This window comes from Flavobacterium shii (assembly GCF_025847235.1).
In the GTDB taxonomy this organism is placed as follows: Bacteria; Bacteroidota; Bacteroidia; order Flavobacteriales; family Flavobacteriaceae; genus Flavobacterium; species Flavobacterium shii.
Genome location: NZ_JAOZEW010000024.1, coordinates 1 through 16754, shown reverse-complemented (window position 1 = coordinate 16754; position 16754 = coordinate 1). Strand labels below are relative to the sequence as shown.

Here is a 16754-nt window from a genome sequence, read left to right as displayed (position 1 = left end):
CAATAATAATTGATATGCCTTGTTCCAAATGAACAAGACAGGTAATATTAACGTTTAGAGAATTGGAATCTCTTACGAGCTTTCTTCTGACCGAATTTCTTACGTTCAACCATTCTTGGATCTCTTGTTAATAAACCTTCTGGTTTTAAGATAGCTCTGTTTTCAGCATTTACTTCACACATAACACGTGCTAATGCCATTCTTACAGCTTCTGCTTGACCAGTTGAACCACCTCCGTAAACGTTTACTTTTACATCAAAGTTATTTACATTTTCTGTCATAGACATTGGTTGTAAAACTTTGTACTGTAAAGTTGCAGTTGGGAAATAGGTTGCGAATTCTTTTTTGTTTACAGTGATTTTCCCTGTTCCTTCTGAAACATAAACACGTGCAACAGCGGTTTTTCTTCTACCGATTTTGTGAATAACTCCCATTACTTAAGATCGTTTAGGTTAACAGTTCTAGGTTTTTGAGCTCCTTGTTTGTGCTCAGATCCTACAACAACATTTAAATTTCTGAAAAGTTCAGCTCCTAATTTGTTCTTAGGTAACATCCCTTTTACTGCTTTCTCTACTAATAATGCAGGGTTTTTTGCTTGCAATACTTTAGCAGTTAAAGTTCTTTGTCCTCCTGGGTAACCTGTATGACGCATGTAAATTTTGTCATCCATTTTTTTACCTGTAAGGTTAATTTTTTCTGAGTTGATAACAATTACGTTATCTCCACAGTCAACGTGCGGTGTGTAACTTGGTTTGTACTTACCTCTTAAGATCATTGCAACCTTTGAAGCAAGACGTCCTAAGTTATGACCTTCAGCGTCAACAACAATCCACTCTTTAGTTACAGTGGCTTTGCTAGCTGAAACTGTTTTGTAGCTTAATGCGTCCATAATATTATTTTAATTAAACATTCCATCCCCAATAAAGGGGTTGCAAAAGTACAATTAATTATTTTAAAACCAAATACCTTAAAAGATTATTTTAAATGCTGAAAATCAGGAGATATCTTTCTTATTTAAAAGTATAAAAAAACCAGCATTACAATTAAGTATGCTGGTTTAGATATTTGTGGATGTATTTTTGCTAAACAATAAATAAATTTGCGATGTCTACAACTTGTTGCGTTGTAAGCGGTTCATCATATGCTTCAGATCCTGCTGCTGCACCAAATAATGCCGCTGTGTTAAATCCAGCTTGTACTGTAAGTTGTTCACCATCATATACTGCCTGAGTTTGTATTGGCATTCCTGCACCTCTTTCGCTTCCGGTAATCCATCCTTTAAGTCCGCGTAATCTTCTTACTTCGGATGCGTGACGTGCCTCTACAGAATGTATTTGTAACGCTGCAGTTAATAAATCTGGTGTAGAAATTAAATTTCCAGCCTGACCTTTATATGCTCTTACGCCTGTGTCTTCGAATGCTTGTGCCAAAGCTAAGAATGTTGGATAATCATGAAATGGATCAAATGCGCCACCAACAGTAAAGTCAAAAGTAGGTTTAGGAACAAAATTTGCACTTGCTGTTCCGCCTAATCCTGCAATTAAAAATTTAACGTGATCTGATTCGTGGGCTGCTATTTGTTGAAAAACTTTTAAATCACGCCCCCCATTTTCTGATGCTGGAATAACACCTGAATCTAATGCCATGGCATAAAACTCATTTTCCAAATATTCTAATGTCAATGCAAATTGCAAAGCTCCAATTGGAGTTGCTGGAGTCGCAGTTATATCTTTGGCTAAAGCTTTATTGGCCAAAGCCGAAAGTCCAAACGGGACAGAGGCTATTGCCAAGGTCTTTCCGATACTTCCAAATTGTGTAAAACTGTCTCTTCTTGAACCCGTGCTTCTCATTGCGCTCTCATCTGCAAAGGTTTCTATAAATTTTAATATATTCATAATTTCTAAGATTTAAGTGGGTACGTTTATGGTAAATACTTGGCTGTAAATTGAGTTGTTATAAAACCTCCAGCAATAGGTAAGATTTTTGAAGGATCTTTTGCTGCATCTAATCCAGTTGTAGGATTTACTATATCGTCGCCTGCAAAATCGGTAGAGTTTGGATTAATCAAACTTCTTATTGCCGATGCGTGTCTTGCCTCTACAGAAACAATTTTTCCAGCCAATAATAAATAGTCGGCACTTTTAATTAATTTTCCTGCACCATTATAGGCAGCAACTCCAGTATCTTCAAGAGCTTTGGCAGTTGCAAGTACATCTGTACGGCTGTTAAAGTTTAGTGAGCCGTAATTAAATGCCAAATTAGGGAGTAATTGAGTGCTTGGGCTAGGAAGTGCTCCAGTTAATGCAGCTTTAAAAAACTCTCTGTGAATTACTTCGTGGTGATATAAATCGGTAAGTACTTGTTTTTCAATATCGTTAAATACAGTGTTAAAGCTTGAAGCATTTACAACCTTTGTGTAAAAGTCTGCTTCTAATTGTTCTAGGGCATATGCATATGTTAATACACCAAAATCTCCAGATCCTAAATCGAAGACTCCATTTCTAATCCCCGGTAATGAAGTGTCATCAACTGGCATATCTTCATTATTATCGTGACTACATCCTGCCAAAAGTAAGCCAGTTCCAACTATCGTTAGTCCGCTGAGCTTAAGAAAACTCCTCCTATTATTTAATAGGGGGTTAACTTCGTGAATTTTAACTTCATTTTTCATAATTTAAATTCTTTAAAGGTTGTTAATAGCAATTATAATTATCACGTAAATAGTTATAAACGAAATTTTTAGGCGGGCGGTTTTAAATTTTGGCTTTATTTTAATTTTTTATTTAAAGTATTTTAAGAAGGAGATGTAATTTCTTGAAATTTTAATGCAGGTTTTGGATTGTTTTTGTTTTAATTTCCGTAATTCTACTATATTTGTATTAATTCAATAAAATTATCTAAATGAAAGCTAAAGCAACTCTAAAACAAATCGCAAAAGAACTTAATGTTTCTGTGTCTACAGTTTCTAAGGCACTTAATGATAGTCCTGAAATTAGTGAGCAAACTAAAATTAAAATTAAAGAGTATGCCAAACTAAAAAATTACAAACCGAATGTTATTGGTTTGAATTTAAAAAACCGTAAAACAAAAACGATTGGAGTTATTATACCTAATATATTAAACTCATTTTTCGCGAAGGTTTTTAGTGGTATCGAAAAAGTAGCAGATAAAAAAGGATATAATGTAATTACGTGTATTTCGAATGAGTCTCTAGAAAAAGAAATTCATACACTCGAAATGTTAAGTAATGGAACCATTGATGGGTTTATTTTATCAGTTTCTGAAGAAGCTCAAAAGTTACAAGAATACAATCACTTTAAAGAAATTATAAATGATGGAACGCCAATTGTAATGTTCGACAGAATTGCAGAAGGTGTAGAGTGTGATAAAGTGGTAGTTGATGATTTTGACTCGGCTTTAAATTCAACGCAACATTTGATTAATTTAGGATGTAAAAACATAGCCTTGATTTCTTCTGTAGATAATTTAAGTGTTGGGAAATTGAGAGCAGATGGATATTTGAAAGCTTTAAAAGACAATAATATTCCTGTAAATGAAAAAATAATTCTTCGTACAGACTCTGAGGAGGATATGAAAAGTAAAATAGACGCAATTTTTGATCATAAAATAGATGCGATTTTTGCTTTAGATGAAAATGATTCAGTTGCAGCTTTAAGAGTTAGTTTGAAAAAAGGATTTAAAGTTCCGGAAGATATATCGATAATAGGTTTTGCAGATGGAATTTTGGCTTCGAGACGTTTATCACCAAGTTTAACTACAATAAGCCAACACGGAATAGAAATTGGTGAAGTGGCTGCCAAACGATTAATATCAAGATTAGAAGAAAAAGAAGGGGAGACTACCGATTACGAAACCATCGTAATTAAAACCAAGCTGAAAGAGAGAGAATCAACAAGAAAATCTAAATAATAAAAAAATCCATTAGCACTGCTAATGGATTTTTTTATGACACTAATTTAGGGAATGAATTTGAATACTAATTGATAAATTAGTATTTCATAAGGGCTAAATTTTTTTAATGCGCCTCTAACCAATCTTTACCCAAACCTAATTCTACTTCTAAGGGAACTGCCATTATAAATGCATTTTCCATTTCGTGTTTAATCATAGGTTGAATTTTTTCAAGTTCATCGTTGTGTACGTCAAACACAAGCTCATCATGCACTTGAAGTAACATTTTAGATTTCCAATTTTCAGATGTTAGTTTTTTATAGATGTTGATCATCGCAATTTTGATAACATCGGCAGCACTTCCTTGTATCGGAGCGTTTACAGCATTTCTCTCTGCACCACCACGAACAATTGCATTTTGGGAATTAATATCTTTTAAATAACGACGACGACCTAGAATAGTTTGTACGTAGCCATTTTCTCTTGCAAATTCTATTTGTTCCTGGATATATGATTTTAATCTTGGATATGTTTTATAGTATGCTTCAATTAAAGTTGCACTTTCGCTTCTTGATAATGAAGTTTGGTTACTTAGTCCAAAAGCGGAGACACCATAGATAATACCAAAGTTTACTGTTTTGGCATGGCTACGTTGTTCTCGAGTTACTTCTTCGAGTGCGACATTAAATACTTTGGAAGCGGTCGATTTATGAATGTCTTCGTGATTCTGGAATGCTTTTATCATATTCTCTTCGCCACTTAAAGCAGCGATAATTCGCAATTCTATTTGAGAGTAATCGGCAGAGATTAAGGTATAATTTTCATCGCGAGCAATAAAAGCTTTACGTATTTGTCGGCCTCTTTCGGTACGAATCGGGATATTTTGTAAGTTGGGATTGTTTGAGCTTAAACGACCTGTTGCGGCTACAGTTTGCATATAATCGGTATGTACCCTTTTGGAAACAGGGTCTACCTGTAATGGCAAAGCTTCAACATAGGTGTTTTGCAATTTTACAAGAGAACGCCAGTCTAGAATTGCAGCAACAATCTCATTGTCTTTGGCCAAATAGCTTAAGATTTCTTCACCAGTTGCGTATTGACCTGTTTTGGTTTTCTTTTGCTTTGCTCCGCCAATTTTTAATTTATCAAATAAAATATCTCCCAATTGCTTAGGTGATGCAAGGTTGAATTGCTCACCTGCAATCTCATAAATTTTGGCTTCTAATGTTTTAATATCATTGCCTAATTCTTCTGATAATGATTTTAAAAAGTCAACATCAAGTCTAATTCCTTCGGTTTCCATTGCAGCCAAAACACTAACCAATGGAATTTCGATTTCATCGAATAATTTTTTGGTCTCGGTTTTGTCTAATTCTGTTGTGAATATTTCTTTTAGTTGTAAAGTTACGTCGGCATCTTCAACAGCATATTCTTTTATATCCTCGAGAGGAACATCACGCATCGATTTCTGGTTCTTTCCTTTTTTACCAATTAAATCTTCAATTGATTTTGGAGCATATTTTAAATAAGTTTCTGATAAAATATCCATATTATGACGCATATCAGGATTAATCAAATAATGCGCAATCATGGTGTCGAATAGTTTTCCTTTTACAGAAACACCATAATTTAATAATATTTTTAAATCGTATTTTAAATTCTGACCTATTTTTTCGATTGCTTCATTTTCGAAGAACGGAATAAATTTGTCAATTAATACTTTTGCTTCTTCTTGGTTTTCTGGAAACGGAACGTAGAATCCTTTTCCTTTCTCGTAAGAAAAAGAAATCCCTACCAATTCGGCATGTAAAGCATTTATTCCTGTAGTTTCGGTATCAAAACAAACAGATGTTTGGTTTTGTAAATTTTGTAAAAGTAATTTTAAGCCTAAGTCTCCTTGTATGATTTGGTAAGAGTGTGGCGTGTTTTCTAGGTTACTGTAAAAAGAAGTTCTGTGTTCTTCGGGATTTTCATCAGTAGTAGCGCTTCCGAAAAGGTCAAATTGATCATCGTTTTTCGGTTGTGGTTTTTTATATAATTTTGGGTCAGGAGCAGCTGCAGTAGATGCTAATCCGCTTCCGTCAGCTTTAAAAAGATTATCAAATTGTTCTGCCATTCTTCTAAATTCCAATTCTTGAAAAATAGCATCGGTTTTTTCTATGTCAGGACGTGTTAATTCATAATCTGCTTCATTGAAAGTTACCGGGCAATCTAATAAGATAGTTGCCAGTGTTTTGGATAGTAATCCTTTCTCGGCGTTGGCTTCGATATTTTCTTTCATTTTTCCTTTTAGCTTATCGGTATTTGCCAAAAGATTTTCCATTGAGCCGTATTCTTTCAATAGTTTTTTGGCGGTAACTTCTCCTACTCCAGGAAGTCCAGGAATATTATCGGCTGCATCACCCATCATACCAAGAAAATCAATTACTTGCTCAGGACGTTCGATTTCAAATTTTGCCAATACTTCAGGAACACCCCAAATTTCTATTCCATTACCCATACGGGCAGGTTTGTACATGAATATGTTTTCGGAAACCAATTGTGCAAAATCCTTATCTGGTGTAACCATAAAGACTTTGTAGTTTTCTTTCTCGGCTTGTTTTGCAATAGTTCCAATTAAATCATCGGCTTCAAAACCGGCAACTTCTATAATAGGGATGTGCATTGCTTTTAATAATTCATGTATATAAGGTACAGCAATTTTTATGGCTTCGGGAGTTACATCTCGATTGGCTTTATACTCAGGGAATATTTCATTACGCAAAGCACTTCCTCCTTTATCAAAAGCGACTGCTAAATGATCTGGTTTTTCTCTTTTAATAACGTCCAAAAGAGAATTCATGAATCCCATAATTGCAGAGGTATCCATTCCTTTGGAGTTAATTCGAGGGTTTTTTATAAACGCATAATAACCACGAAAGATTAGAGCATAAGCATCAAGAAGAAAAAGACGTTTTTGAGTTGACATAAAAAAAATATTAGTCTGTAAAAATAAACAATTGGGTTTTAAAAACGATTCGGTTCTTGAAAATTTAATATCGATAAGCACTAATTTAAAATAAGAGGTGTTTTCTTTAAACCATATAAGTTATATAAGAGGATATGACAAACTTAGTTTGGTTGAATTTATATGGTAAAGATGAGAAAGTTAATGTCGAGTTAAAATTTTAAGGGTCTCTATCTTCTTCATTTTGTCTTCATATTGCAGGTGTACATTTGGTCTATCAAATAAGATAAAAACAATTTAAATATCAAAATCATGAAAAATTTAGTAATGTTATTAGTAGCAGTTTTAGGAACAAGTGTAATGGCTACTGCAGCTCCAATTCAAACAAAACCAGCACCAGTTAAAGAAGTTAAAGCTACTAAAGAGCCAAAAGCTAAAGCTGATAAAAAAGCAAAAACTGAGACTAAAGTAGCTACTAAAGCTGAACCAGTAAAAGCTAAAAAATAGATATCGTTTTTGTTTTGTTTTCGATGAAGTAAATGAGGGTAGACAAAACAAAAAGGGTAATTATTGCTAAAGCTGATAAAGAAATTTATCAGCTTTTTTATTTAGATTTAAATGCACGTTAATTTTTTAATAATTAAAAAAATACGTTTTCATTATTTGTTTACTTTTAATTTATAAAATAATATTTATGAATATTCTTATTGTTGAAGATAATAAAGAACTGGCTGAGGAAGTTCGTGATTTTTTGATCGATGTTGGGTATGTGTGTAAAATTGCAAATACATGTCATGAAGCTTTAGATGAAATAGGAGGAAATGATTATGATGCAATGTTGCTTGACTTAGGTTTGCCAGATGGAGATGGGTTTGATGTTTTAAAAGCTGTTCGAAAAACCAAATCGAAAATAGCTGTAATTGTTATTACTGCCAGAGGAGAATTGGACGACAGGATAGATGGATTAGATCTTGGTGCGGATGATTATCTTACTAAACCATTTGCATTGACAGAATTAAGTGCTCGCTTATTTGCTGTAATTCGTAGGATGCATGGTTATACTTTAAATGATTTAATAGTGCATGGATTCTCTTTGCAATTGCAGGATTATAAAGTAAGTTATGATGGAACTGCGGTTAATTTAACAAAAAAAGAATTCGATATCTTTCAATATTTAGCTTTAAATAAAAATCGCGTAATTACCAGATTGCAATTAACAGAGCATATATGGGGAGATATTCTGGAGATAAACTCCGATTCTAATTTTATAGATGTCCATGTTCGTAACCTTCGAAAAAAACTTGATAAACATACAGCAATAGATTGGTTTGAAACCGTGAGAAATGTAGGTTATCGAATTAATGCATAAATAAATCAACGTGAAAATAAAACACCAATTAGCAATTTTTAATGCACTAACTAGATTGTTGGTGATTTTAGTTTTATGGTTAATGTTGCCTATTTTGGTTCATGATGTGGTTTATAGACACATTAATAATGGGCTTTTGGAAAAAAAGAAAAAATTCATTGAACATTTGAATCAAAATGAAATTGATGATTTTATCGAAAACTCCGAGGATTCTACAGAAACCTATTCTCAATTTTCGACATTACATAGTGAGTTTTTAGTACTTTCTAGATTACCAATATTACCTAATCAGGAGAAGTCAAGCTTTGTTAATGATTACAGGATTATAGAGGGAGAGGAAAATGAATATAGAATTTTACAATATCATTTTACATACGGAGATGTAGGATATCAGCTGGAAATAGGAAGCAGTCTTGCCGAAATTAATGATCTTACCTTTATTATTAAGCTTTTTATAATTATTGTATTGGTTGTGATTGTTTTGATAACTTTCCTGGCAGATACATTTTATATAGAGTATTTACTCAAACCTTTTTATAAGATCATAGATACTAAGATACGTCGTGTAAATGAGCCGGAAGCATTTGATCATACTCCAATTAAAGCACACTCGGCAGATTTTAGAGAACTAGATTCGGTTTTAAACCAAATGATGGATAGAATAGGGGAGCTTTTTAAAAAAGAAAAACAATTTATATCCAATGTTTCCCATGAACTTTTGACTCCTATTGCTTTATTGAAAAGTAAATTTGAAAACTTATTGCAAAATGATTCCTTAAATGATAATGCAGTAGATAAAATAGCTGGTGCGCTTAGGACTTTGGATATGCTGAAAAAAATAATAAATAATTTATTGTTGATTTCCAGAATCGAAAATAATCAATATGAAGCCAATGAAAAGATTGATTTTCAGGAGATCGTAGATGGATTGTATGATGATTTACAGGATAGAATTGATGATAAGGGATTGGAGTTCTTAAATGAAATGAAGTATGACTTTGAGTTCAGGGGAAATAAAACGCTAATTCATATCCTATTATATAATTTAGTTACCAATGCAATAAAGTATAATAAAGAAGGTGGAACTATAATTGTGAGTGATGATTTTCAGGATCAACATTATTATTTGTCAATATCTGATTCGGGAATAGGAATGAGTGAATCTCAAATCGAAAAGATATTTAATCGCTTTACCCGAATTAGTTCGGATCAGGATGGGCAAGGTTTAGGATTGGCTATTGCCGATAGTATTGCTTTCTTTCATCATATAGAGATTAAAGTTACTTCGACTATTAATGGAGGAACAATATTTTTATTGTTGTTTCCAAACAATGCAAAACTTAATTAAATGTTAAAATTTGGGTTGAGGCTAAATCTTCATTTTATCTTCATTTAGTGAATATATCTTTGACCTATAAATGAATTAATAATCATATAAAATCAACAATCATGAAAAAAGTATTAATGTTAGCAGTAGCAGTTTTAGGAACAGCATCAATGGTAAATGCACAAACAACTCCAGCTCAAACAGCTCCAACAAAAGAAGTAAAAGCTACTAAACATGCAAAAAAGAAAGCAGACAAAAAAGCAGCAGCTGCAACTACAGAAGTAGCTAAACCAGAAGCTGCAAAAGCTAAAAAATAAAAACGATTTGTATTTTGCTTATTATAAATTAGGGTTATAATTTATAAAGGGGGTAGGTAAAATAATAGTTTTAGTAGGTGGAAAGCTGATGGATTTATTCATCAGCTTTTTTTGTTATTGTTTGCGTTAAATTTTTTATAATAAAAATTTTTTGCATTTTCATTCTTTGTTACTTTGTCTAAAAAATAACCAATGGTCATTCGTTTTATAATTATTTGTGCTGTTTTCTTATTTATAGAGTTCTATTCTTTTCAAGCTATTAGAACATTAATTAAGTTAAGATGGCTCTTGATAAGTTACCAGATATTAAGTTTACTACTTTTTGTATTTATAATATATTCCTTTACGCAATTTGATCGTTCGGTTGGGCAAACAAAGCAAACTATGTTTACAATGGGCTTGATGCTATTGGTTTATGTTCCAAAAATTGTAATAACATTAGTGCTTTTAGGAGAAGATATTTTTCGAGTAGGGGTAGGGGTAGTAAATTATTTTATAGAGAATCCAAATCCTGTAAAAAATGCTGTAATACCTAGTCGAAGAAAGTTTGTAAGTCAAATAGCAGTAGGATTGGCAGCAGTTCCTTTCCTGTCTTTAATTTATGGAATTCTTGAGGGGAAATATAATTTTAAAGTATTTAAGCAAACTGTGTTTTTTCCAGATTTACCAGATGCTTTTGATGGATTTAGAATCACACAAATTTCCGATGTACATTCTGGAAGTTTCGATAATCCTGAGAAAATAAGCTATGCTATCGATTTGGTAAACGAGCAAAACTCGGATATGATTTTGTTTACCGGAGATATTGTTAATACCCACGCAACCGAGATGCATCCTTGGCTTGAGACTTTTAATAAGATTAAAAAGCATGAGTTTGGTAAATATGCTGTTTTAGGGAATCATGATTATGGAGAGTATGTAACATGGCCATCTGAAGAGAAGAAAGAAGAGAATTTTGAAGCTATAAAAAGTTTATATGGACAAATTGGTTTTGATTTATTGTTGAATGAACATACTTATATCCAAAAAGGAGATGATAAGATTGCCTTAGTTGGAGTTGAGAATTGGGGGAATAATTTTAAAAAAGCGGGTGATTTAAATAAGGCTTCGCAAAATGTTCACCAAGATGATTTCAAGGTTTTAATGAGTCATGATCCGAGTCATTGGGAATATGAAATAAAAGATCATCCTAAAAATTTTCACCTTACTTTATCAGGGCATACGCATGGTATGCAATTTGGAATTGAAATACCTGGTTATTTTAAATGGAGCTTAGCACAATATGTTTATAAACAATGGGCTGGCTTGTATGAACATGTGGGTCGTTATGTATATGTAAACCGCGGCTTTGGATTTCATGCTTATCCAGGACGTGTAGGGATAATGCCCGAAATAACCGTGATTGAACTAAAAAAAGGTAAGGATGTGGCATAATTCGTTAAAAATGCTACATTTGTATATAATTATCTCTTTTTAGTATATTTAAAAAGATTAAATTGTTGGTTTTATGTCAAAATTTGGAGAACTTATAAATGCTCAAGTTCCAGTGTTAATTGATTTTTACACCGATTGGAACGAATCATCTGTGTTAATGCATCCTGTTATTAAGGATGTTGCAGCTGCGCTTGGCGATAAAGCTAAAGTGATAAAGATTGATGTGGATAAAAATCAAGAATTGGCCGATGCGCTTAGAATTAAAGGACTTCCTACTTTGATGATTTACAAAGAAGGGCAAATGATCTGGAGACAGTCTGGCGAATTGGATGCAAATACTATTATTGGAATTGTGCAAGAACAACTCTAATTTTTCTTACTATTGATTATTCTTTTGTATTTGTTAAATATTTTTATGTTTAATGAATAACATCAAATGTAAAATGGTTTTCTTTTAAAAAATCTAAAGTTTTTGGTAATGCAAATTTAAGATTTTGAGAAGCTTTTATGCTGTCATGAAAAACAATTATACTTCCTGATTTTACATTCTTAATTACATTTTGCAAGCATTTTTCGGGAGTTATGCACTGATCAAAATCTGCACTTAAAACATCCCACATTATTATTTTATATCCCAATTGACGTAATTGTGTCGATTGTGATTTTGTGATTTTTCCATAAGGTGGGCGAAATATCTTTGATTGAGGATTTTGTACGGAAGATTTTTGAATTTGTTTATCGCACAAGATGCTATTTTCTAAATAGGTTTCTGTGGTCGTTTTCCAGCCTTTTAGATGGTTAAAAGTATGATTTCCTATTGAATGTCCGTCATTGATTACTTCTTTGAAAATTTCGGGGTGTTTCTCGATATTATTACCGATACAAAAGAAGGTAGCCTTGATGTTGCGTTTCTTTAATTCTGATAAAACCCATTTTGTGATTTCGGGAGTTGGACCATCATCAAAAGTCAAATAGATTTTATTCTCTTTATTAGGGATGTCCCAATAATAGTTGGAGAAAACTCTTTTGATTAGTGCATTTGTCTTAATCCAATAAAAACTCATTTTTTTGAAATTTAGATTTATGTAAAAATAAAAAATGTAGCGTTACTTTTCAATAGCGCTACATTTTTTTATTATTATGTTTTCTTGAATGTTATTTATTCCTTTTCACGGCCAAATCTTTCAAAAACATTTACATAAGTGTTGAAAGTAACTTTCTCCTTATTGTATAAAGACATATCGTTGCTTGCTTTCATTACCTGTAATAAGCTTCTGTATCTTTCAATATCTGTAATGATATCTATAGCAAGACTAGATTGCTCAGAAGGATCTAAATGACTATAATAATTAAGGTTTTCTTGATATTTATTTATCAATTTAGCTAGTAAATCATGTGCTTTGGCTTTTTCTCCAACATCATAATATCCTTTGGCAAAAGGTTCAACTAGTGAATAATAACCAAACTTGTCCAATGGCATTTTTGTCATGGCTAAGTTAATGATATTTTTTGCTTTGTCTATTTTACCTTCGGCGATAAGCTGTTTCATTAATCGGGAAAGGTTAGTGCGATACGTAATACTGTTTCGTCTTGTCTCCGGATCGTGATAAATTTTATCGCTATCGCTATTGCCCCAATCCCATTTCATTACGATGTCATACATTTTATCGGCATCAATTTGTCCCATATCCATTGGTCCACCATCTTTAGACGGAACATTTTTAATAGGTACAAGTTTGTATGCCATACCGTCTAGCTGAAGATAATTTTTTAACCATAGGTAATCTTCATCGTCAAAAGCACCTCCGCTAAAATAAATTGGTCTTTTCCAATCATTGTTTGCTAATATATCAAGCATCATTAAACGATTTTTGTATATAGCACTTCCTTTAATGTCAATATCGATATAAGGAACAATTGAGTCGTAGTATTTAGGTGCAACTACTTTGTTCTTGATGATATTGTCTTTGTTTATTGTAATTCTGATTTTGTTTGTTGGATAAAAATGTATCATCTGTCCATTTTGCATCTCAACAGTCGATTTAGGATTTTTAATGAAATTGATAAAATCTTTAATGTCCCATCGGCTTTCTATTTTTGGAATATGTGCTACATAATCTAGTTTATCTCCTACGTATTGCTCATGTACAAAAGATATAGGCAGAGGGTTAGATTCGTATGTTTTTGTTTTCATTTGATCGATATACCAATCTGTCATGAATAAACTAGTATTCACGATTTTTACATCAGTTCTGATATGTTCGATTTCTTGTGCATACCATAATGGGAATGTATCATTATCTCCAATGGTATATAAAATTGCATTTGGATCACATGAATTTAAGTAAGCTTTAGCCATTGCTACAGCAGTATACTTGTTTGATCTATCGTGATCATCCCAGTTTTGAGAAGCCATAAGTATTGGTGCAGCAAGTAAGCTACCAGCAATAACTATTGGTCCGGCAATTCTTGGTGCTACATATTTCTGCAGACTTTCGTAGAGGGCATAAACACCAAATCCAATCCAAATTGCAAATACGTAAAAGGAACCTACCAAGGCATAATCCCTTTCACGAGGTTCAAAAGGTCTTTCGTTCAGGTAGATTTTTAATGCCAAACCGGTAAATAAGAATAAAGCCAGTAAGACATAGAAGCTTTTTAAATCTTTATTAGCATGGTACATTAAGCCAATTAATCCAAGAATGAAAGGCAAGAAGAAATATACATTTCTTCCTTTGTTGTTTAATACATCCGATGGTAGATTATCTTGAGATCCTACATGTAGAGAATCTAAAACTTTGATTCCACTAATCCAGTTTCCGTCCAGGTTGTCATATTTTCCTTGTACGTCACTTTGACGTCCAACAAAGTTCCACATTAAATATCTCCAGTACATATATCCAAATTGGTACTCAACCATAAAACTGAAGTTGTCTACTGTTGTTGGTTTTTCGATAATTAAATAATCGCCGTAGCTTTTAAGGAATTTTACATAACCCTCATTGTCGATTTGTTTTTGAGCGTATGCTTTTCTGAATTCTGTTATAGTTTTTTCAACTTCATTTCGTAGTTGAGCTGTTGCTTTGTTGAATTCTTCTTCTGATAATTGACTAGCATCAATGCCGTATTTTGCCAGATCATCTTCATAGGGATAATTAGGGTTTATCTTGAATTGTGGAGGGTGAGTAAAGTTAATGTAGTTTTCTACATGGTCTGTGCTCCACATTCTTGGTAAAAATGCTTTTTGGGCATCATCAGTATTTTGTACTGCGTTTTTGTAATTGTTGGTAATGATATATTTACCTGTTTTGTAATCTCTTTCGTAATTCGGCTTTTTGTCAAGATAAGGCGTGCTTTTGTCTAATCCTGCAAACATTTCGGTGTATTGTGGTCCGTAAAATAATGGATTTACACCATATTGTTCACGGTTGTAATAAGCAAGAACTTCTGTTGCATCCGAAGGTTTGTTTTCGTTGATTACCGTGTTGGCATTTGCTCTAATAGGTAGCATTAACCATGTAGAGAATCCAATTAAGATAAATAAAATGCAAAGTATGATTGTATTGTAAAAAATAAGGCCTTTTTGTTTTGTGTAGCGTAATCCAAAATAAAAGAAAGCTACAAAAACTAAAGCTACAAAAATAGTTCCTGAGTTAAAAGGTAATCCCATTTCATTGACCATGAAAATTTCGGTTTTACCAAAGAATGCCATGGTTAAAGGAAGTAATAATATAAAGATAAATAGCAAGATTGCTACTACTACAATATTAGCAATGATGAAATTTTTAATAGTGACTTTTTCGTAGTTCTTAAAGAAATAAAGAAATCCAATTGCTGGAATCGTAAGCAATGCCATGAAGTGTACCCCAAATGAAAGCCCTACAACCAGTGATATAATTAATAACCATTTATTTCCTCTTGGAGTATGCATATCTTGTTCCCAACGTAATCCTAGCCAAAAAAGCAATGCGATTAATAAGGAAGCCATAGCATAAACTTCGGCTTCGACAGCATTAAACCAAAAACTATCTGAATAGGTGTAAGCTAGTGCGCCAACAAATGAACTTCCTAAAATTACAATTGCATTGTTTTGGTTGATTTCGGAAAAACGTGATACAATTTTTTTAAGAATGATCGATGAAGACCAGAACATGAATAATATTGTAAAGGCACTTGAGAAAACAGACATCATGTTTACCATTAAAGCTACATGTTGGTCATCCATCGCAAACATTGCGAAGAATGCACCCATCATCTGGAATAAAGGAGCTCCTGGTGGGTGACCAACTTCAAGTTTTGCTGCTGTAGCGATATATTCACCACAATCCCAGAAACTCATTGTAGGTTCAACAGTAAGAGTATAGGTTATTAATGCGATTGTAAATGTTAACCAACCAATAATTGTATTCCATTTATTAAAGTTGAATTGTGCCATATTTTGGTATTAAAAATTTGTCCTTATTTTATCTTACAAAGAAAATGTTTTTTTATGTAATCAAACCAGCATTAACAAATTTTTCTAAAAAAGTAATTGTAAAAAGTAAAGTATTGGTTATGAATCGGTTTAGTGTTGTCGCTTTTGTTTGTTGGAAAAAAAATGATTTTTTTTTGAAATTTTCACTCAAAAAGTTTGTGCAAACTAAAAAAAGCTCTAAATTTGCACTCGCTTAACCGCACTGATGGTCTATGGTGTAATGGTAACACAACTGTTTTTGGTGCAGTCTTTCAAGGTTCGAGTCCTTGTAGACCAACATAAAAAGCCTCTCAATCGAGAGGCTTTTTTTATGCAATAAAATTAGCGTTTTTATAAATTTCGTAGATGAGACAGGTTTGGTAATCTTTCTTTTTATTTTGTCTTTCTTTGATTTAATTTTTTTTATAAAAAGGTTTTGTTGTATGGGTATTGTATAAAAATTTGCATAAACTAAAAAAAGTTCTAAATTTGCACTCGCTTAACAGCATTGCTGGTCTATGGTGTAATGGTAACACAACTGTTTTTGGTGCAGTCTTTCAAGGTTCGAGTCCTTGTAGACCAACATGAAAAGCCTCTCATTGAGAGGCTTTTTTTATGTAATAAAGTTAAGAGTTGTGATTTTGGATTTCGAAAGTTTAGTAAAATATTACTTTGAGAATACTGATGAGGGAACAACTCCGAATTTCTTTTTGAATGAAAACGAAAAATGGGATAAATCTTCAAATCCAACGCCTAAATATACTTCCGATGGTGATTTTCCTTGTTTTATAAGATAATAGGCTTCTTGAAGTCTTTTGTTTAATAGCCAGTTTCCAGGTGCTTGCTGGAAAATTTTTTGAAAATCTCTTTTAAAAGTGGCTAAACTTCTTCCGCTGAGATATGCAAACCGATTTAAATGAACGTTAAAGTGGAAGTTTTTGTTCATGAAAGCTTCTAAGTCGATTTTGCCAGGTTCGTTAAAATCGAATAGAATG

The 16754-nt window shown here is 32.7% G+C and carries 15 protein-coding genes and 2 tRNA genes; 9 read left to right on the top strand and 8 right to left on the bottom strand.

Annotated elements, in window-relative coordinates; all coding sequences use genetic code 11:
- Positions 1-47: 47 nt before the first annotated feature.
- The 4 genes from rpsI to OIU83_RS19390 all read right to left on the bottom strand — a co-directional run bounded on the left by rpsI (position 48) and on the right by OIU83_RS19390 (position 2671).
- Positions 48-434 (bottom strand): 30S ribosomal protein S9, encoded by a 387-nt coding sequence (gene rpsI / locus OIU83_RS19405; RefSeq protein ID WP_007808909.1) that lies wholly within the window; start codon positions 432-434, stop codon positions 48-50.
- The gene (gene rplM, locus OIU83_RS19400; RefSeq protein ID WP_264207920.1) at positions 434-889 is read right to left on the bottom strand and encodes a 50S ribosomal protein L13; all 456 of its coding nucleotides are present in this window, start codon (positions 887-889) and stop codon (positions 434-436) included. Before rplM ends, rpsI begins: the two co-directional genes overlap by 1 nt.
- A gap of 193 nt (positions 890-1082) precedes the next feature.
- Positions 1083-1895 (bottom strand): ferritin-like domain-containing protein, encoded by an 813-nt coding sequence (locus OIU83_RS19395; RefSeq protein ID WP_264207919.1) that lies wholly within the window; start codon positions 1893-1895, stop codon positions 1083-1085.
- 26 nt (positions 1896-1921) lie between these two features.
- The gene (locus OIU83_RS19390; protein WP_264207918.1) at positions 1922-2671 is read right to left on the bottom strand and encodes a ferritin-like domain-containing protein; all 750 of its coding nucleotides are present in this window, start codon (positions 2669-2671) and stop codon (positions 1922-1924) included.
- A gap of 230 nt (positions 2672-2901) precedes the next feature.
- On the opposite strand from OIU83_RS19390, the gene OIU83_RS19385 reads away from it, so the two are divergent.
- The gene (locus OIU83_RS19385) at positions 2902-3930 is read left to right on the top strand and encodes a LacI family DNA-binding transcriptional regulator (protein ID WP_264207917.1); all 1029 of its coding nucleotides are present in this window, start codon (positions 2902-2904) and stop codon (positions 3928-3930) included.
- Between the two features lie 106 nt (positions 3931-4036).
- Here OIU83_RS19385 and polA read toward each other — a convergent pair whose 3' ends face one another.
- Positions 4037-6880: a DNA polymerase I gene (gene polA, locus OIU83_RS19380; RefSeq protein WP_264207916.1), complete on the bottom strand. Its 2844-nt coding sequence runs from the start codon at positions 6878-6880 to the stop codon at positions 4037-4039.
- Between the two features lie 291 nt (positions 6881-7171).
- Between polA and OIU83_RS19375 the strand changes: the two genes are divergently transcribed.
- The 6 genes from OIU83_RS19375 (at position 7172) to OIU83_RS19350 (ending at position 11676) form a co-directional block, all read left to right on the top strand.
- Positions 7172-7366, top strand: coding sequence for a hypothetical protein (locus OIU83_RS19375; RefSeq protein ID WP_264207915.1), 195 nt, complete (start codon positions 7172-7174; stop codon positions 7364-7366).
- Between the two features lie 187 nt (positions 7367-7553).
- On the top strand, positions 7554-8228 hold the full coding sequence (locus OIU83_RS19370) for a response regulator transcription factor (RefSeq protein ID WP_264207914.1): 675 nt from the start codon (positions 7554-7556) through the stop codon (positions 8226-8228).
- A 10-nt stretch (positions 8229-8238) separates the two neighbouring features.
- Complete coding sequence (locus OIU83_RS19365; RefSeq protein WP_264207913.1) at positions 8239-9576, top strand: sensor histidine kinase; 1338 nt, start codon at positions 8239-8241, stop codon at positions 9574-9576.
- A 101-nt stretch (positions 9577-9677) separates the two neighbouring features.
- On the top strand, positions 9678-9872 hold the full coding sequence (locus tag OIU83_RS19360; protein ID WP_264207912.1) for a hypothetical protein: 195 nt from the start codon (positions 9678-9680) through the stop codon (positions 9870-9872).
- Positions 9873-10064: 192 nt separating this feature from the next.
- Entirely contained in the window at positions 10065-11306 is a 1242-nt protein-coding gene (locus OIU83_RS19355; protein WP_264207911.1) for a metallophosphoesterase, read from the top strand.
- A gap of 73 nt (positions 11307-11379) precedes the next feature.
- Entirely contained in the window at positions 11380-11676 is a 297-nt protein-coding gene (locus OIU83_RS19350; RefSeq protein ID WP_264207910.1) for a thioredoxin family protein, read from the top strand.
- A gap of 49 nt (positions 11677-11725) precedes the next feature.
- Here OIU83_RS19350 and OIU83_RS19345 read toward each other — a convergent pair whose 3' ends face one another.
- Positions 11726-12370 carry a polysaccharide deacetylase family protein gene (locus tag OIU83_RS19345; RefSeq protein WP_264207909.1) on the bottom strand — a complete coding sequence of 215 codons (645 nt, stop codon included), beginning with the start codon at positions 12368-12370 and terminating at the stop codon, positions 11726-11728.
- Positions 12371-12465: 95 nt separating this feature from the next.
- On the bottom strand, positions 12466-15741 hold the full coding sequence (locus tag OIU83_RS19340; protein ID WP_264207908.1) for a glycosyltransferase family 117 protein: 3276 nt from the start codon (positions 15739-15741) through the stop codon (positions 12466-12468).
- A 245-nt stretch (positions 15742-15986) separates the two neighbouring features.
- On the opposite strand from OIU83_RS19340, the gene OIU83_RS19335 reads away from it, so the two are divergent.
- Both OIU83_RS19335 and OIU83_RS19330 read left to right on the top strand, forming a co-directional pair.
- Positions 15987-16057 (top strand) — tRNA-Gln (locus tag OIU83_RS19335).
- Positions 16058-16271: 214 nt separating this feature from the next.
- Positions 16272-16342: transfer RNA gene (locus OIU83_RS19330), tRNA-Gln, on the top strand.
- 84 nt (positions 16343-16426) lie between these two features.
- Here the strand turns inward: OIU83_RS19330 and OIU83_RS19325 are convergent.
- The coding region (locus OIU83_RS19325; RefSeq protein WP_264207907.1) for a helix-turn-helix domain-containing protein at positions 16427-16754 on the bottom strand (328 nt) is incomplete at its 5' end.